This window comes from Mucilaginibacter segetis, assembly GCF_016522075.1.
GTDB lineage: Bacteria > Bacteroidota > Bacteroidia > Sphingobacteriales > Sphingobacteriaceae > Mucilaginibacter > Mucilaginibacter segetis.
In genome coordinates, this window is sequence record NZ_JAEHFW010000002.1 from 776,579 (window position 1) to 794,714 (window position 18,136).

The window sequence follows — 18,136 nt, forward strand, 5'->3', positions numbered from 1 at the left end:
GTAGAGATTATAGATATGGAATGTGCAGATGTTGGTAAACAGCTGCACATTTTTTGTTAGCAGATGCTGCGGAGGAGTTATTTAATGCTAAAAAAATTAGTATCCGGCTTTTTTAGATGCTGTAAATTCCGCACATTTGCAAATATCACATCAACACATGGCTAAAACCAAGATCGCATATTTCTGTCAAAGCTGTGGCTTTGAATCCCCTAAATGGTTGGGTAAGTGTCCAAGTTGCCAGCAATGGAATACCTTTGTGGAAGAGGTATTGGAAAAAAATAATGCTTCCGTACCTAACTGGAAAGCCAGCCCGGCCTCTTCCGTGCGTTCTAATAAACCTGTACAGGTTGCTGATATCACTTTTAAAGAAGAACACCGGCTACTAACTCCGGATAAAGAATTTAACCGTGTTTTAGGCGGAGGAATAGTTGCCGGCTCTTTAGTGCTTATTGGTGGAGAACCGGGGATTGGTAAATCGACCCTAATGCTGCAACTGGCATTAAATATGCCGAATATTAAGGTGTTGTATGTATCAGGAGAGGAAAGTGACCATCAGATAAAAATGCGCGCGGAACGCCTGACTGCGGATGAAAGGTCAACAGGTAAAAATCAGGAAGGAAATAAAGGGTGTTTTATATTAACGGAGACATCAACCCAAAATATTTTTAAACAGATAGAAGAGTTGCAGCCCGATCTGGTAGTGATTGATTCTATACAAACGCTTCATTCTTCACATATCGAATCAACACCCGGTAGTGTATCGCAAGTGCGCGAATGTACTGCCGAGTTATTACGTTTTGCAAAGGAAACAGCAACTCCGGTATTTTTGATCGGTCATATAACCAAAGATGGAATGATAGCAGGGCCGAAGATACTGGAGCACATGGTAGATACCGTTTTGCAGTTTGAGGGCGACAGGCATCATGTGTATCGCATTTTACGTACAATAAAAAATCGTTTTGGTTCCGCATCAGAATTGGGGATATATGAAATGCTTGGCGAAGGTTTACGCGAAGTTTCTAACCCATCCGAGATTTTATTATCTCAGCGCGATGAGCCGTTAAGTGGCATTACCATATCTGCTACTTTAGAGGGTATGCGCCCTATGCTTATAGAAACACAGGCACTGGTTAGTGCATCTGCTTATGGTACCCCACAGCGTACCGCAACGGGTTTTGATACCAAACGTATGAGTATGTTATTAGCAGTATTAGAAAAACGTTGTGGATTTCGCCTGGGCACGCAGGATGTTTTCTTAAATATTACGGGCGGTATCCGGGTTGAGGATCCGGCAATTGACTTAGGGTTGGCTGCGGCCATCATCTCATCTCATGAAGATATTCCTATTCCTGCAAAAACCTGCTTCGCAGGTGAAATTGGCCTGTCCGGAGAGATAAGAGCTGTTAACAGGGTTGAGCAACGCATTGCCGAGGCGCAAAAATTGGGATTTGAACAAATATTCATCTCCAAATACAATATGCCGTCCGGTACAAAGGATAAAAAAAGACTTGATCTTTCCCGCTATAATATCGACGTTAAAACCGTGGGCCGTATAGAGGAGGTATTTGGTTTGTTGTTCGGTTAAACTATACGCAGTGTCAACAAGGTGATATCATCAATAGGTTTACCCTTAATCACATTATTAATGTGATCCATCAGTTTCTGATTAAAATCATCGGGCAACAACTCGCCATTGCTTTCAACAAACTGTAATAACTTATCCTCGTTCCAGGTTTTTAAATTCTGTTGTTCATGATCCATCAGACCATCGGTGTAGTTAAATAATAAACTTTCTGGTTCAATATCAATTTCACCCTCATTTAAAAAAGGCAATTCTTCAAAAGCACCAATCATGGTCGTACCCAGCTTTAGCGGAAATGCTTCGCCACCGGAGTAAAGTATACTGGGGTTATGGCCGGCATTTATATAATTAAGTTTACGTGTGTTTTCATTATATCGAGCCAAAAACAAGGTGATAAAACGTTCACCTTTAGTATTATTAATAACAATTTTGTTTAGGCGCTCTACAATGTTGGTAAGATTATCTTCAATAGAGGCAAGTCCTTGCAAACTGGCCTGGAAGTTTGCCATTAACAATGCCGCCGATATTCCTTTACCGGATACATCGGCTATACACCACATAAACTCATTTTGATTGAGGCGGAAGAAGTCAAAATAATCACCTCCAATATTTTGATGAGGCAAATATTTCGCACCTACCTCAATACCTGTTTCTTTATAAATTCTTACCGGTATCAACATGTTCTGTACTTCAACCGCAAGTTCCATCTCGCGCTGAAATCTTTCTGCCAACAGCCGCTCCCTGAAAAGTTTTTTATTTTCCAGCGCCACCACAATTACGTTTATAAGCGTTTGTATAAAGTTCAGGTCATTGTTGAGCATGTCCCCGGAGGTTTTAAATTCGCCTATCAGGGCAAAAGCCAGTGCCTTATTTTTATGGTAAATGGGAATAAAATATTCATAGCCGGCTAATACAGAGTTAGCGTGCCCTTCCAATGGTGCCGGAGTTTTTATTCTATTTAGATGTCGCCAGAGTTTATTTAATATTGCCGCACTCTCCAATTGGCCGCCGTATTTTGATATGCAATTATACACCCCATCTTTTTCTATAAGGAAACGAAATTTCCCCACCTGTAAGTAATTTTGCATGATTACCTCCAGCATTTGTATAAGTACTGCAGTTGGTGTGTTTTTGTTAATAGCGCGCGTAATTTCGAGCAGGGAATTAAGCTCCGATTGCCTTTTAAGCAATAGGCGAATCAATTCATCTTCACCGGAACTGTCGTCGATATTTTGCATTATTTGGTTTAGGCAGCCTAAAATAATGATTTATCTTTTTAAACAGGAACAGTTTACTGTTTAATAATTAAGTTTTTTATATATGGGTTTTATCATCGTACAGTGCGACCCTTCCAGGTGTATTTTCGAGTATTACCCATAAATCCCACATATACAAAGTAAATAATATGAATAGGTGATAAAATAACTAATAGCGATACCAGATTGGCCCTTTTAAAAAAGGTAGTTATTGGCAACAAAAAGGCAACTTCAAATAGATATTTAAGCAGGAACTGAAGAAGGAACAGCTCAAAAAAGTACAAACGATAAAATGAGAGCAACCCGTTTACCAATAACGACAAATTAAATAACCATATGCCCACCGCAAGTGCTACTACCTTTTTATCTTTATACCGGGTAGATTTTGATGCCCAGCGACGGCGTTGCTGTAAAAACTCCTGCAAGGTATGTTTGGCATGAGTATAAACTACCGCATCCGGATTCTTGAGGAAGCCTATCCGGTTTGGATAATTAACAGCTACTTTCTGCAATAATAATTCATCATCTCCGGATGCTAGATCGTCAATACCCTTAAATCCACCTACTTCATAAAAAACGTCTTTACGGTAAGCAAGATTCGCCCCATTACAGGTAGAAGCCCTGCCGTTACCAATAAAAGCTGCACCAATGCCAATAAGATAAGAGAATTCCAGCGTTTGCAAACGTTCAAATAACGATCGCTCTTCAAAATAAGTTACCGGTGAAGATATCATTACAGGCTGATGCGCTTCATAATAACCAACTATGCACGAAAGCCAGGATTTGCCCATTCTGCAGTCAGCATCGGTAGCCACCATAAGCTCGCCGGATGACAAAGCAATAGCTTCGGCAATTGCTTTTTTCTTATAGGAGTTAAGGGGTTTGTCTTCGGTAAGCTGCATTAATTTTATCCCTTGGTTTGCATAGCTGCGAATAATATCCGCTGTACTATCGGTCGAGTGATCGTCAACAATAATAACTTCGGTTAAATGCCTTGGATAATCCTGCGCTATAATATCATCAATAGTGTAGCGTATACGCTCCTCCTCATCCCGGGCAGCAATTAGTATAGTCACCCTGGTATTAAACGTTGCGCCTGTGGTGTCAGAACGTTTCAGGGCCGTCCATCCCCTGATAAGGTAGATAATTACTAACAGATACAAGCCGGTTAGTAATAAAGAGATAATGTTATACAGTACGATCAAAGAATTTTAATTTTAAAACAAATACAGAGCCCAAAATAGCCGGAATAATCAGGTTGATGAGCCATATTGACGAAACAGCTGCAATTATAGCTATTTGCTGGTTGGTAACATACAAAAACAAATGTGCCGCAGTAAAACTGCGTACGCCAATATCAAGCAGATCAAGTGACGGAAGTGCGGATTGAATAAATATAAATACAATAACTGTCATCATCATACTGAAAAACGGGATATTTGGTAGCAGCAGATGAATGACTAAATAATACTGGAACGAAAATACAAAGAAACGAGCAAGGCTATATAGCATAACCAGTAAAAGCTCTTTGAAATTATAACGGCCCATAATGTCAAAAAAGCGGTGGTATTTTTTCAAAAAGGATATGCGGTCTAAAAAACCTACCAGCCATTTAATATTAAAGTAGAATATTAACAGTAAACACAGAAACAGTAATACCAACACCATTATACCGATGTACAACCATATATTAATATTCAAAAAATAGTAAACAAACCATAAGCCGGCCAGCAAACCAGTTACATTGGTAATCACGTTTTGAGCAAACGAGCCTACAGCCATGGCGAAAATACCATGTATGCGCTTTCGGTTTGGTAAGAACATTACACGCCCACCGTATTCGCCAATACGGTTTGGGGTAAATATGGCCCAGGTAAGGCCACAAAACACCGCCTCAATAGCTGCCCATATTGATATATCAACCAGCCTGCGCGACAAAAATTGCCATTTTAGGCTCTCCAGAAGCCAGTTCAAAAACATGAGCAGCACAATTGCCGATAAAATATAAATAACCTGCTGCCTGCTTATTTGCGCTATCAGGCGCTCAAACTGTTTCAGGTTATCATTCTTATTTAAAAACTGATGATAAATAAATAAGAATGCTAAAATCAGGATGGCTGCTTTTAACAAGTAGGAGAATATTTTTTTGGCTGCGGCTGTCAATAATAAAAATTTGTGCAATGTTACAAAAAGCAGAAGCAAGCATTAAGCCCGCAAGCAAAATTATTTTAAGATTATTTGGCTAAGTAACAAATTTGCTGATCAGATAATTAACCGGAATTTTCAAAATGAAATATTTAATATGCTAATACAAAAAGTAAGTTGTTTGGTTTTGCCAGAGGGTTATTATAAGTTAATTACTTAACCTAATATCTCTTTAATATCATCTGGCGTGAGTGATTTAATAAAGCTTTCTTCTGTAGTTATCAGCGAGCGGGCAACGCTTAATTTGCGTTGTTGCAGGGCAAGTATTTTCTCTTCTACGGTATCCTTAGTGATGAATTTGTAGATAAATACATTTTTTGTTTGGCCAATGCGATGTGTGCGATCAATAGCTTGCTGCTCCACAGCGGGGTTCCACCATGGGTCTAAAATGAAAACATAATCAGCTTCGGTAAGATTTAAGCCTACTCCCCCGGCTTTTATAGAGATCAGAAAAACCCGGGTTTTAGAATCCTCCTGGAATTTTTTTACTACATCGCCGCGGTTTTGAGTGCTGCCGTCCAAATAAACATAAGGTATTCCCTCTGCGTCAAAATATTCGCGGTAAATACTAAGTTGCTTTACAAATTGCGAAAACACTAATACTTTGTGCCCGCCATCCAGTACGTTGGCCAGTGTATGTAACACGTTCTCGAATTTACCGGAGTCGCCTTCGTAATCCTGGTCTATCATGTAGGGATGATTGGCAATTTGCCTTAACTTAATAAGTCCCTGTAAAACCTGCATTTGCGTTTGCGCGTAAGTGCCATCTTCAAGGCTCCTTAACAGCTCATTACGGTACTCAGATTTTACCTTATCGTAAACCTCGGCCTGCTCTTCACTCATCTGGCAGTAAAATAAATTTTCTGTTTTAGGGGGGAGTTCTGTAGCCACCTGTTCTTTGGTGCGGCGTAAAACAAAAGGTTTAATAATGGCCTGTAACTTACGGGCTTTTTCTTCATCCTTCTTTTTCTCAATTGGCGTTACAAACTCGTTTTGGAAAAACTGCTGTGCACCAAGTAAGCCTGGGTTGATAAATGACATCTGTGTCCAAAGGTCATTAACCGAATTTTCTACAGGTGTTCCGCTCAATATCAACTTAAATCTTGATTTAAGCAAGCGTACAGACTGGAACGATTTTGACGATGCATTTTTAATGTTTTGACTTTCATCTAATATGATATAGTCGAAAAAGTATTCCTTAAGTAAGTCTATATCTATACGGCTTATACCATATGTGGTTATTACCACATCATAATTATTAAATACCTCTGCAGATTTATAACGGAATGCACCCGTATGTACCATCATTTTTAATTGAGGTGCGAATTTTTTAGCCTCGTTGAGCCAGTTATAGATCAACGATGTGGGCATAATAATAAGCGAAGTACTTTTACTACCCGCCGCTTCAGTATCTTCTTTATGTTTTTGGAGCAGAGCCAGGGTTTGTATAGTTTTACCTAAGCCCATATCATCAGCCAGGCAGCCGCCAAAATGGTAATCCTTTAAAAAGTGAAACCAGTTATATCCGGCTTTTTGGTAATGTCTTAAACTGCCGTTAAAGTTTAATGGCATTGGCACCTCGGCGGGTGTTTCAAAGTCGCTTAGCTTTTGCAGTTTGCGGCTCATGGCTATGCCTGCCATTTCACCTTCGGCCAAATTAGTTACCAAACCTATGTGGTGCCTGCGTAATTTAAGCTGATCGCCGGATTCTGAAAAATGCAGCAGGTTGCCAAACTGCGAGAACCATTTTTCAGGTATCACGGCTATCTCGCCGGAAGGTAGCAGGAATTCTTTTTTATGATTGAGGATATGGTTTTTTAACTGTATAAAAGGGATACGGTATGTTCCGAAGTATACTACCGCGTTTATGTCGAACCAGTCGTTATTTTCGCTAACCTCCAGATTTATCTTTGTAGTACCAAAAACATAGCGTTTTTGTCCCTCGGGTTGTTCCAGCTCAAAACCCATTTGCAGAAGTTCGTCGTGATACTGGTTAAGCCACTCAAACACCGGGAAGGATTGATCAGCATCTTCATCGCTTACAGCAACCTCCAGATTTTGAAATAAGGAAGAAACGGTTTTTAATCCCAGTTGCTCCAATTGATGCAGCTTTCCTTTTTCCCAGCTTACCGAACGTTTAATGCGATGAAAAAAGTAATCATCCCCTTTACGTTCCATTCGTACAGATACGTGCCTGCCATCGCCATAAGGGAAAATGTATCCTGCGTATTTAAAAAGCAACTGCAGTTGTGAAGTGCCACCCTCAATATAAATAGGTTTTAAAATGGGCGTGGCTTCATGTTTTTCGGTATTTATGCTAAAGCCATCGGCATATACGTTGTGCTTTTCTATGAGTGGTGCAACAAATTTCTCGAAGTAGGATTGCTCTGATGAGCGGGGTATGGCAATATATCTTTTATTTAAAAAGGGCACAAGTTTTTTGCCCTCTATCTCTTTTTCAAAATAGTATAGAGTGTCGTCTAATAGCATCCATGCCGGTTGGTTACAAATGATCTCGGCATTTTTGAACATAAATTCAATCCGCATTCCCTGGTATTTAATAGTAGGAAAGTAACGGATTTCTTCTTCGTTCCTGCGGAAATGAAAAAGTACCGAAGCTGCTTCGGTAGCAATCTGGAGTTCGCGGCCAGCCGGATACCCTTCCTTACTCATTAAAAATATTCGTTTGTTACCTAAAAGTCCCATCGCTTCCGCAATGCGCTTTTCAATTTTAGGGCGAATGGTCTCAAAAAGTTTGTCGTTAAATATTTTAGAGAAAAACTCAAATGGGCGTATGGTTTTTTTATAATATTTTTTAATGACGTTACCCTGCTCCATATCTTCCAATAGCCTTATCAGCTTACGGTCGGTATCATCAATGCAATGAGCAAATTCCTCGGCGGTGTTTGAGAAGAGGCGTTGATGTGTAAGGGAGAATTCTCCGTTTGGGTTAAGTTGGACTATGTGTGGCTCAATAACGTACGACAAGTAATCATGCCTTGCAATGGCATAAATTATTTGGCAAGGCTTGCTGCTGTCTACGCGTAACATTAACTGATTGATAAAAAATTAATGAAAGCTACAACAACAAAAAATTCAAACGTAATTAGAATTTGCAGGAAGTGGAAATGTTTTTTGCTAAATAATTATTAACAAAGCTTTATAGAAATTTTAATGAAAGTAATTATAACTCCACTTCACCCTCAAAAACCAGCTTTGCCGGGCCTTCTAAAAAAATATTGCTGAATTTTTTACCATCGAAATTAAAGCGAATGTTCAAATCACCGCCTAACACTTTTATAGGTGTGCTAATAGTGCCGAATGTTTTGTTGTGTTTGGCCATGGCCAATGCTACGGCTGTAACGCCGGTACCACATGCATAAGTTTCGTTTTCTACTCCGCGTTCAAATGTGCGTACAAAATAACCTTCAGTTTCTTTACTTTTTTCTACAAAATTAACGTTTATACCTTCAGTTTTATACTTCGTGTTATTTCGAATGGCATAGCCTTCATTATAAACGTTTTTAGCCTCAAGATTGGTAGTTAACTTAACGTAATGCGGCGAGCCGGTGTTTAAAACATATGCGTCATTGTCTTTTTCAATAACCTCAACATCAATCATTTGCAGGCTAACCCAATCGCCTTCAGCTGAAATTTTGGCATAGTGTACACCATCCACCGCCTGAAAAGTTGTCGTATCAGTAATCACACCTAAGTGTTTTGCAAAAGCTACAATACACCGCCCGCCATTGCCGCACATGCTACCCTCTTTACCATCGGCATTATAATAGATCATTCTAAAGTCATATCCTGGTTCGGTTTGCAGCAACATAAGCCCATCTGCGCCAATACCAAATCGCCTGTCGCATATTTGTGCAACAAGCTTATTGTCAAGGCTTTTAATGGTAGCCTCGCGATTGTCAATTAATACGAAATCGTTGCCAGCTCCCTGATATTTAAAGAATTTTATATGCACAATTACGGATTGATTTTATTATATTACCTAACACATTAAATAATAGGTAGGCAACAAATATATCAGCACTCATTAATATTATTTAACATTTTTTAACAAAATTACTTATACCTTATAATTGATTATATCGTCTATATGGTATTAAATTTGATTTATTGAGATCAGTAAACATAAAAAGAGGAAAAAAAATAGATATGAAAAAAATTGGTTTAACATTATTAACCGCGTTTGTAGGCGGTGCAATGGCGTTAGGCGTCTACAAACTTGCAGAAAACAAGTACGCCGACAACATGAGTTTCGAGGATAAACAAAAAGTTTATTTCGCAAGCAATCCTTCTACTTCTCCAACTGTTTCATCAGCAGGGCAGGTTGATCTGACCCAGGCAGCGGCCGAGGTTACTCCGGCGGTTGTTTATATCCGTACTACTTACTCAAGCAAGCAAAGCGATAGTCAGGATCAGTTTGAGCAAATGTTTGGCGAAATGTTCGGACAGCGCATGCGCCCCCAGGGTCCGCAAATGGCATCCGGCTCGGGTGTTATTATTTCACCTGATGGCTATATAGTAACTAATAACCACGTGGTGGAAAACGCAGAAAAAATTGACATTGTTACAAATGATCACCATCAGTATGAGGCAAAAGTAATAGGTACTGATCCTAATACCGACCTGGCATTGATAAAAATTGAAGCTACTAATTTACCTATTGTAAAATTAGGCAATTCTGATGCAGTACGTGTTGGTGAATGGGTATTAGCAGTAGGTAATCCTTTTAAACTTACCTCAACAGTTACTGCCGGTATTGTAAGTGCCAAAGGCCGTAGCATAGGTATAATTGGCAGCGAGGATCAGCCAAATCAAAATCCGTTTGGCCCGGTAAATCAAAAAACTCCAAGCCTGCGTACAGGTATAGAATCATTTATACAAACAGATGCGGCTATTAACCCGGGTAACAGTGGTGGTGCCTTGGTAAATTCAAATGGCGAGCTAATAGGTATTAACGCGGCAATTGCTTCACATACGGGTTCTTATGAAGGGTATGGTTTTGCTATTCCGGTTAACCTGGCAAAAAAGGTGTTGAACGATATTAAGAAATATGGCAAAGTTAAACGTGGTTATGTAGGTATCAGCTTTGCTGATTTGAGCGTTCCGGATGCGGCAAGAAGTGTTAACAGCGATAAAACCAACGGATTATATATCAGCGGCCTGATGAAAGGTGGCGGTGCGGAAGCTGCAGGTTTAAAAGAAGGTGATATTATTACTAAAGTTGATGGTAATACCGTTTACGAATCATCTGATCTGCAGGAACGCGTGGCACGCTTACAACCCGGCGATAAGATCAATTTAACTGTAATGCGAGATGGCAAAGAAAAAGACTTTAATGTAACGCTTAAAGCAGATAGTCCAGAACCAAGAATTGCAGGCTCTGTTTCAAAATCAGCGGCTGAATTATTTAACAAATTAGGCGCAAGTTTTGTTCCGGTTAATAGTGATCAAAAAACTAAATTCCATATTAATGGAGGTTTGGTAGTAAGTCAGGTACGTCCCGGTGGTATATTTGATGACACTGATATACCTGTTGGATCGGTAATCACTTCGATTAACAAGCAATCTATCAACAGTATAGATGATATGGATAAAGCGATAACTAACCTGCGTAATGGCAGATTAATGATAACAGGCTTTTACCCGAATGGTGGCCGTTTTACTAATATATTTGATGTTCGATAATAATAAGTGATTTAATATAGTTAAGACCCGGTCGTTTGGCCGGGTCTTTTTGTTTTGATTTACTTACTACTTATACAAACCTATATATTTGTACCTGCTATGACCATGAGTACCGGTACCCCGTTTACTTTCTTAGATCAGGATCTGTTATTGTTACCACAAAAAGCTATTTACTGGAAACAGGAAAAAGCGCTGATTGCAGCGGACGTACATCTTGGAAAGGTGGGGCATTTTCGTAAAGCGGGGATAGCTATCCCCCGAGATATGGAGCAGGATGATCTGGCCATGCTTTCTGACCTGATACATGAATACCAGCCGGAAAAACTAATATTTCTGGGCGATCTGTTTCACAGCGATATGAATGCAGATTGGAATTGGTTCGTTTTATGGCGCAGGCAATTTCCAAAATTGCAGATCATACTAATAAAGGGGAACCATGATATTATTCATGACAAGCACTACTTACAACAAAATGTAACTCTGTACACCCAACTCGTTATTGGTCCATTTCAGTTACTTCATCATCCGCTGCCAGATGCAGCCGTACCCCACGCGGGGGGCTATGTACTATGCGGGCATATACATCCCGGAGTTAGTTTAAGCGGTAGGGGGCGGCAGCATATTACATTGCCATGTTTTGCATTTGGCAAAAATCAGGCAATATTACCATCGTTTGGTAAGTTTACGGGCAAAGTGGCTATCCGTAACCTAAAAACCGACAAGATATTCGGCGTATTAAAAGATAAGGTTATCCTTATTGGTTAAGGATGTGCTTTAAGATAATCATGTACTTCGCTATCCACCTCTATCAGATCAATATCTGCTTTTATGATGTGCCAATTTTCGTCGATTAAAAAGTAGGTGGGTAATTTGGTGATGTTCCAATTACTCACGTTTGGCGATTCGTCACCTTTAAGATCCGAAACCTGAAGCCAATTTAACTTATCTTGCTGTATCACGCTTTTCCAATCTGTGGCCGAGGTGTCCAGCGAAACACTCAGGATACCAAATTTTTTACGGTCGTAATCGCTGATGATTAGTCCGTTAAGCATTTTTTGATGGTCGAGCTTACTCACCTGGTGTGATGATCGCCAAAACTCCACAAGAGTAACCTTATTTTTGACCATGTTTTTATCAAATGCCTTGCCCTCAGGCGTATTGCCTGTAATGTCCGGTGCAACAGCATCGGGCATTACACCCAGCATCGCGTTAAGTTTATTGCTTATTTTAAGCCCGTCATCTGTGGTTTGTACTTCAGGACTGAACTTTTCAAAAATATGGTGGTAAGCAATCGGGTATTCAAAATAAGCTTGTTGGGCCATAATATGAGCACCGATCAGACTTTTGGGATTTTTTTCGGTGTATGTTTTTAATATTTCCAGATCAAGTTGTCGCCTTTTCTGTTGCACCTTTCGTGTATCTTCGTATAATTTTGCTCTTTTTACACTGGACAAAGCTGCTACTTCCTTTGATTCCAGAGTTTTCTTAAGAGAATCTATCTCACGGTCCATTGAATAAGCCATCTTATCTGACAATTTATAATAGGCCGATAGTTGTTTTTGAATTTCCGATGAGGAAGCTATTTCCGGATATTTTTCAAGGGCTGCTGAATTCACTTGTATATTATAATCACCATTTTCAAGATATATATCATAAGCTATTTTGGTACCCAACGGTTCATCAGTATTAAGTATACTCATGCTGTAATATCCGGGTGCTTCCAGCCGATCTTTTAACTTCATTTCACCATTCTTAATATCGTGGCTTAATACTATTTCGTTATGCTGTTTTAAAATTACAGTGCCATTTTTTATGCCATTTGCGGTAACGGTCATATCAAGCACAGACGCGTTATTACAGGCTGCCAATAATAAACAAATGCTGAATAGGTAAAGTATTTTCATTATGGATGGTTTGGAGCACCTAATTAAATAATAATTATTAATAATTTCACTTTATATCAACTTAGATTGTTTCTAAATAACCTTAATAACCAGCTAAAGCCAAAACCATTTCTATCTTTTAGCTTTAAATAAATACTTTTGCCTAATAAATCTGAACAATAATGAGCGAATTCAAACAAACCTTTAACTCATCACTGGGAAAAAAGCTTATCATGGCTTTAACAGGCTTGTTTTTGTGTACTTTTTTAATTGTACACCTTGGTGGTAATCTGTTGTTATTTAAAAACGACGACGGCTACTCCTTTAATGCCTACGCAAACTTTTTAACGCATTTTCCGCCGATAGAGGTAATAGCCTATCTTTTGTATTTGTGCATATTGGTACATACCATATATGCTATAATCTTAACAACACGAAACCGCAGGGCAAGGCCTGTAGGTTATGCTGTACAAACTAAATCGCCTGCCTCCTGGTCATCAAAAAACATGGGGATTTTGGGTGCCATACTTTTTTTGTTTATTGTGATACACATGGGCGATTTTTGGTTCACCTATAAATACAATAACATATTAGGTTTTAAAGAGTATCGTACCAACCTGGTGACAGGGGAGCGTACCGTTACCGACTTTAAGCCGGAGTATGCCGATTTTGAAAACTCGGTTGCTACCGAAAATAATGTAGAAATAGTAAGGGTAAAAGACCTGCATGCACGTGTTGCATTCAGCTTTAGCCATTTATGGTATGTTATATTTTACGTGATAGCGATGGGGGCGGTAGCGTTCCATTTACTGCATGGTTTTCAGAGTGCCTTCCGCACGTTGGGCTGGGTGCACCGTAGGTACACGCCGATAGTTTATTTTATTGGCACCTGGCTTTTTGCAGTAATTATTCCGTTGGGCTTTGCCGCTATGCCGGTTGTATATTTTATACAAAGTTTAAAGTAGTTGATGTAAGTTAGAACAGGTTGATCAAACAGAGTTATTCCGTTAGGATAAACCGCTCAAACATCAGCCGCTCAAAAATAAAACAAGAAAATAATGAGTTTAGATGCTAAAATTCCTCAGGGCCCATTAGCCGAAAAATGGAGCAAGCATAAATTTAACTTAAAGCTGGTTAATCCGGCTAATAAGCGTAAGTACGATATTATTGTTGTAGGTACCGGCCTGGCAGGTGCTTCGGCAGCGGCTTCACTGGCCGAATTAGGGTACAATGTTAAGTCATTTTGTTTTCAGGATAGCCCCCGTCGCGCGCACTCCATTGCTGCGCAGGGGGGTATAAATGCTGCAAAAAACTATCGTAATGATGGCGACAGCGTTTATCGTTTATTTTATGACACTATAAAGGGTGGCGATTACCGCTCACGCGAAGGCAACGTTTACCGCCTTGCAGAGGTATCGGTAAATATTATTGACCAGTGTGTCGCCCAGGGTGTGCCGTTTGCGCGTGAGTATGGTGGCTTGCTGGACAATCGTTCTTTTGGCGGGGCACAAGTGTCACGTACATTTTACGCCCGCGGGCAAACCGGACAGCAGCTTTTATTAGGTGCTTATTCGGCCCTTAACAGGCAAATACACCTGGGCAAAGTAAAAATGTACACTCGTACCGAAATGCTTGACCTGGTGGTAATTGACGGACAGGCAAAAGGTATTGTTACCCGTAACCTTAAAACAGGTGAAATAGATACGCACGAAGGGCACGCCGTATTATTATGTACTGGTGGCTACGGTAACGTATTCTATCTGTCAACCAATGCCATTGGTTCAAATGTAACAGCGGCATGGCGTGCACATAAACGTGGCGCTTTCTTCGCTAATCCTTGTTATACACAAATACACCCAACCTGTATACCTGTTACAGGAGATCATCAGAGTAAGCTTACGCTGATGTCTGAATCATTACGTAACGATGGCAGGGTTTGGGCTCCAAAAACCGTTGAAACAGCCGAAAAGCTGCGGAAAAAGCAAATCTCCGCTGCTGAAGTAAAAGAAGAAGACAGAGACTATTTTTTGGAAAGAAAATATCCGTCTTTCGGTAACCTTGTTCCGCGTGATGTGGCTTCACGTAATGCTAAAGAGATGGTTGATGAAGGTCGTGGTGTAGGTGGTTCCGGCTTTGCTGTTTTTCTTGATTTTGCCGATGCTATTAAGCGTTTGGGTGAAGATACGGTAAGGGCAAAATACGGTAACCTGTTTGATATGTATTATCAGATAACCGACGAAAACCCATACAAACAACCTATGCGTATTTATCCTGCGGTACATTATACCATGGGTGGCCTTTGGGTTGATTATAATTTAAGTACAAATGTACCGGGCCTGTATGCTTTGGGTGAATGTAACTTCTCTGACCATGGTGCAAACCGCTTAGGCGCTTCGGCATTAATGCAGGGCCTTGCAGACGGATACTTTGTTATCCCATACACTTTGGGCGATTATTTGGCTACTATCGGTCCAAAACCTGTTGATAAGAATCATCAGGCATTTGAACAGGCAAAACAGGATGCAATTGCGCATATCAATAAATTATTGGCCTTAAAAGGTACTAAAACTGTAAGTGAATATCACCGCGACCTGGGTCATATTATGTGGGAGTATTGCGGCATGGCACGTACAGAAGAAGGATTGACAAAAGCTAAGGGATTAATACAGCAGCTTAAAGCGGATTTTTGGACGAATGCTATTGTTACCGGTGAAAACGAAGAAATAAATGCCGCACTGGAAAGAGCCGGCCGTGTAGCCGATTTTATTGAATTGGGTGAATTAATGGTGACTGATGCATTAATGCGTCGCGAATCATGCGGTGGGCACTTCAGGCTGGAGTCACAAACTCCGGAAGGTGAAGCCCTTCGTAATGATGACGAATTTGCATTTGTTGCAGCATGGGAGTACAAAGGTGAAAACCAGCCCGAACAGTTGAATAAAGAAGAGCTGGTGTTTGAAAATGTTAAGTTAACACAACGTAGTTATAAATAAGGGTTGCAGGCTGTAAGTGGTGGTTACAACTATAAAAAAATAACCGATTATACAACTTACAACCCCGTAACTCACAACTCAAAAAATATGAGTGGAAATATGAACCTGACGCTTAAAGTATGGCGTCAAAAAAATTCACAGGCAGCAGGGAAATTTGTGACCTACAAGGCAGAAGGTATCTCGCCAGATATGTCATTCCTGGAAATGCTGGATGTGGTAAATGAAAGCCTTACACTAAAGGGTGATGAGCCAATTCATTTTGACCACGATTGCCGCGAAGGTATTTGCGGTATGTGCTCTTTATATATCAATGGCAGGCCTCATGGCCCTAAAAAGGCAATAACCACTTGCCAGTTACACATGCGTAGTTTTAGTGATGGAGAAACTATCACCATTGAACCGTGGAGGTCAGCAGCATTCCCTGTGGTAAAAGACCTGGCAACGGATCGTTCGGCTTTTGACCGGATACAACAAGCTGGAGGTTATATTTCTGTGAATACCGGCGGCGTGCCTGATGCTAACGAGATTCCTATCCCTAAGGTAATTGCCGATGAAGCCTTTAACTCAGCTACCTGTATTGGTTGCGGGGCATGTGTTGCCGCATGTAAAAATGCATCAGCTATGTTATTTGTTTCCGCTAAGGTTTCGCAGTTAGGCATGTTACCGCAAGGGCAGCCGGAACGTTATAGCCGGGTACAATCAATGGTAGCACAAATGGATGCAGAAGGCTTTGGTAACTGTACCAATACAGGCGCTTGCGAGGCAGAGTGCCCTAAAGAGATAACGCTTACCAATATATCGCGTATGAACAATGATTATTTTAGTGCCAAATTGTTCAGGGAAGAACATGCCCACGATCAGAACGGCGATTAAAACAAAATATAAAGCGCAAAAAAAATCCCGGGACAGTAAAGTCGCCGGGATTTTTAATATAAAAACTAATTATTTTAAGATGCTTTTTGTACGGCATCAGCCAGATCTGAAATTTCAGGAACTTTATCAAAAGATTTTACCAGTCTTCCGCTACGGTCATATATCGCAATATAAGGTGTTGTTCTTATATGGTAATACTTTTGCACCTCTGCACCATAGCCTTCTGTACCCAGGGTAAAATTAGGATATGCTGACAGGTTAAAATCATGATTAAATCCCTTTACCATTTTAATGTCAGTAAAAGTTATCATTACCACCTGTATGTTCTTAAACTTGCTCATTTGCGGTTTCATATCATAAACCAGCTTTTGGCAATGGCCGCAATCCGGAGCGAAATAGATTAGCATCACTGGTTTGTTTTTTTTAAGGTCGGCAGGTGTGCTATATGTATTATCCATTTTTTGGATGCGGTAAGGCGCTATAGTTGGTGGTATAGAATTAGTTTGGGCGTTACTGCATCCGGCAATAATAAATAAGCTGAGCGCTAATAGTATTTTTTTCATTTTTTCTATAATATTCATTAATGGTTAAGCTTCAAGCATTTCCAGTTGCCAGGCAATATGTTCTTCTGTTATAGGGAATAACGCATTATTACGTATTGTATGATATACCGCCTCAAATATTTCATTATAATCACCTTTATTCGAAGGTATCCACTCAATGTTCTTTTTATTACCTATTTCCATTATTACTAATTTACCTTCGCTTCCTTCAGGTTCAACACCATAAGCGCTATTTGTAGGCATCATTCCTTTATCCAGTTGAGCTTCCTGCACATCAGTACGTTGTTTAACCCAGCTTCCGGCAGTGCCATTTACTATAAATCCGGGTTGCTCTTCGGCTATTAGTAATCCCGATGTAAGGTATACATTTAGTTGATTAGGATAAGTTAAATGAAAATGAAAATAATCTGGTACCTCGGACCCTTCCCGGTGTATAGCAGTAGTTTTTTTAAATGATAATGGCCTGCCAAAAAGTGCTATGGCATTATCAATTAAATGCGGCCCCAGGTCATAAACAAGTCCGTTGGCGGGAGTGTCTTTTTTTTCTTTAAAAATTTTTGGGCTCAGGGCTGTTTTGTAACGATCCATCCGGAAGATAACTTCTATTAATTCTCCCAATCTACCACTTTCAATAATCTCTTTGGTTGCAAGGTACCCGCTGTCATATCTACGGTTTTGGTAGATCATCACGTGCCGATTAAGTTTCCGACCCAAATCAAACAGTTCCTTAACTCCAGCAGATGTTGCCGCTGCAGGTTTTTCTACTAAAACATGTTTACCTGCCATTAAAGCCTTTTTTGCATAGTCCAGATGTGTGTTACTGGGCGTATTTACTATAATCAGTTCTAGCTCCTCATCGTTAAGCAAATCATCCACAGCATCGTAACTTATAATATCCGGATAAATTTTGGATGCCTTTTTTTCGTGACGCTCCACTATCGCTTTTAAACTAAAATGCGGGTTGGTATGAATAAACGGAGCATGAAAAACCCTGCCCGACATACCATAGGCCATTAATCCTGTAATAATTGGTGCTGACATAGTGGTAAATTTATCATATTAAATGCATCAAGCT

General features: G+C 40.0%; 14 protein-coding genes. 6 read left to right on the forward strand and 8 right to left on the reverse strand.

The genetic code is table 11. The features are described 5' to 3' along the window. Nucleotides 1-157 precede the first annotated feature (157 nt). Nucleotides 158-1,585 (forward strand): DNA repair protein RadA, encoded by a 1,428-nt coding sequence (gene radA / locus I5M19_RS13140; RefSeq protein WP_200066788.1) that lies wholly within the window; start codon nt 158-160, stop codon nt 1,583-1,585. On the opposite strand, the gene I5M19_RS13145 is transcribed toward radA, so the two are convergent. The 5 genes from I5M19_RS13145 to dapF all read right to left on the reverse strand — a co-directional run bounded on the left by I5M19_RS13145 (nt 1,582) and on the right by dapF (nt 9,019). Beyond that, nucleotides 1,582-2,820: a PP2C family protein-serine/threonine phosphatase gene (locus I5M19_RS13145; RefSeq protein WP_200066789.1), complete on the reverse strand. Its 1,239-nt coding sequence runs from the start codon at nt 2,818-2,820 to the stop codon at nt 1,582-1,584. The genes radA and I5M19_RS13145 overlap by 4 nt on opposite strands. A gap of 92 nt (nt 2,821-2,912) precedes the next feature. Further along, on the reverse strand, nt 2,913-4,043 hold the full coding sequence (locus I5M19_RS13150) for a glycosyltransferase family 2 protein (protein WP_200066790.1): 1,131 nt from the start codon (nt 4,041-4,043) through the stop codon (nt 2,913-2,915). After that, nucleotides 4,027-5,001, reverse strand: a complete 975-nt coding sequence (locus tag I5M19_RS13155; protein WP_200066791.1) for a lysylphosphatidylglycerol synthase domain-containing protein — start codon at nt 4,999-5,001, stop codon at nt 4,027-4,029. Before I5M19_RS13155 ends, I5M19_RS13150 begins: the two co-directional genes overlap by 17 nt. A gap of 198 nt (nt 5,002-5,199) precedes the next feature. Beyond that, entirely contained in the window at nt 5,200-8,094 is a 2,895-nt protein-coding gene (locus I5M19_RS13160) for a DEAD/DEAH box helicase (protein WP_200066792.1), read from the reverse strand. 133 nt (nt 8,095-8,227) lie between these two features. Next, nucleotides 8,228-9,019, reverse strand: coding sequence for a diaminopimelate epimerase (dapF, locus tag I5M19_RS13165; RefSeq protein ID WP_200066793.1), 792 nt, complete (start codon nt 9,017-9,019; stop codon nt 8,228-8,230). A gap of 194 nt (nt 9,020-9,213) precedes the next feature. Between dapF and I5M19_RS13170 the strand changes: the two genes are divergently transcribed. Together I5M19_RS13170 and pdeM are read left to right on the forward strand one after the other, a co-directional pair. Beyond that, complete coding sequence (locus I5M19_RS13170) at nt 9,214-10,749, forward strand: Do family serine endopeptidase (RefSeq protein ID WP_200066794.1); 1,536 nt, start codon at nt 9,214-9,216, stop codon at nt 10,747-10,749. A gap of 105 nt (nt 10,750-10,854) precedes the next feature. After that, complete coding sequence (pdeM, locus tag I5M19_RS13175; protein WP_200066935.1) at nt 10,855-11,514, forward strand: ligase-associated DNA damage response endonuclease PdeM; 660 nt, start codon at nt 10,855-10,857, stop codon at nt 11,512-11,514. Here pdeM and I5M19_RS13180 read toward each other — a convergent pair. Then, complete coding sequence (locus I5M19_RS13180; RefSeq protein ID WP_200066795.1) at nt 11,511-12,653, reverse strand: peroxiredoxin family protein; 1,143 nt, start codon at nt 12,651-12,653, stop codon at nt 11,511-11,513. The two genes, pdeM and I5M19_RS13180, sit on opposite strands and share 4 nt — an antisense overlap. 161 nt (nt 12,654-12,814) lie before the next feature. Here I5M19_RS13180 and I5M19_RS13185 point away from each other — a divergent pair, with 161 nt between their 5' ends. From I5M19_RS13185 to I5M19_RS13195, 3 genes are all read left to right on the forward strand, one after another. Then, nucleotides 12,815-13,597, forward strand: a complete 783-nt coding sequence (locus tag I5M19_RS13185; RefSeq protein WP_200066796.1) for a succinate dehydrogenase cytochrome b subunit — start codon at nt 12,815-12,817, stop codon at nt 13,595-13,597. Nucleotides 13,598-13,690: 93 nt separating this feature from the next. Further along, on the forward strand, nt 13,691-15,625 hold the full coding sequence (locus I5M19_RS13190; RefSeq protein WP_200066797.1) for a fumarate reductase/succinate dehydrogenase flavoprotein subunit: 1,935 nt from the start codon (nt 13,691-13,693) through the stop codon (nt 15,623-15,625). Between the two features lie 87 nt (nt 15,626-15,712). Then, nucleotides 15,713-16,498, forward strand: a complete 786-nt coding sequence (locus I5M19_RS13195; protein ID WP_200066798.1) for a succinate dehydrogenase/fumarate reductase iron-sulfur subunit — start codon at nt 15,713-15,715, stop codon at nt 16,496-16,498. Between the two features lie 74 nt (nt 16,499-16,572). On the opposite strand, the gene I5M19_RS13200 is transcribed toward I5M19_RS13195, so the two are convergent. Both I5M19_RS13200 and I5M19_RS13205 read right to left on the reverse strand, forming a co-directional pair. Further along, the gene (locus I5M19_RS13200) at nt 16,573-17,061 is read right to left on the reverse strand and encodes a TlpA family protein disulfide reductase (RefSeq protein WP_200066799.1); all 489 of its coding nucleotides are present in this window, start codon (nt 17,059-17,061) and stop codon (nt 16,573-16,575) included. A gap of 24 nt (nt 17,062-17,085) precedes the next feature. After that, nucleotides 17,086-18,102, reverse strand: a complete 1,017-nt coding sequence (locus I5M19_RS13205) for a Gfo/Idh/MocA family oxidoreductase (protein WP_200066800.1) — start codon at nt 18,100-18,102, stop codon at nt 17,086-17,088. Nucleotides 18,103-18,136: the final 34 nt, after the last annotated feature.

Bases quoted from the DNA above. Each gene is read 5' to 3' on its own strand.
- I5M19_RS13200 (WP_200066799.1), bottom strand. From the start codon at position 17,061: ATGAAAAAAATACTATTAGCGCTCAGCTTATTTATTATTGCCGGATGC.
- I5M19_RS13160 (WP_200066792.1), bottom strand. From the start codon at position 8,094: ATGTTACGCGTAGACAGCAGCAAGCCTTGCCAAATAATTTATGCCATT.
- I5M19_RS13195 (WP_200066798.1), top strand. From the start codon at position 15,713: ATGAGTGGAAATATGAACCTGACGCTTAAAGTATGGCGTCAAAAAAAT.
- I5M19_RS13145 (WP_200066789.1), bottom strand. From the start codon at position 2,820: ATGCAAAATATCGACGACAGTTCCGGTGAAGATGAATTGATTCGCCTA.
- I5M19_RS13180 (WP_200066795.1), bottom strand. From the start codon at position 12,653: ATGAAAATACTTTACCTATTCAGCATTTGTTTATTATTGGCAGCCTGT.
- pdeM (WP_200066935.1), top strand. From the start codon at position 10,855: ATGAGTACCGGTACCCCGTTTACTTTCTTAGATCAGGATCTGTTATTG.
- I5M19_RS13205 (WP_200066800.1), bottom strand. From the start codon at position 18,102: ATGTCAGCACCAATTATTACAGGATTAATGGCCTATGGTATGTCGGGC.
- I5M19_RS13190 (WP_200066797.1), top strand. From the start codon at position 13,691: ATGAGTTTAGATGCTAAAATTCCTCAGGGCCCATTAGCCGAAAAATGG.
- I5M19_RS13185 (WP_200066796.1), top strand. From the start codon at position 12,815: ATGAGCGAATTCAAACAAACCTTTAACTCATCACTGGGAAAAAAGCTT.
- radA (WP_200066788.1), top strand. From the start codon at position 158: ATGGCTAAAACCAAGATCGCATATTTCTGTCAAAGCTGTGGCTTTGAA.
- I5M19_RS13170 (WP_200066794.1), top strand. From the start codon at position 9,214: ATGAAAAAAATTGGTTTAACATTATTAACCGCGTTTGTAGGCGGTGCA.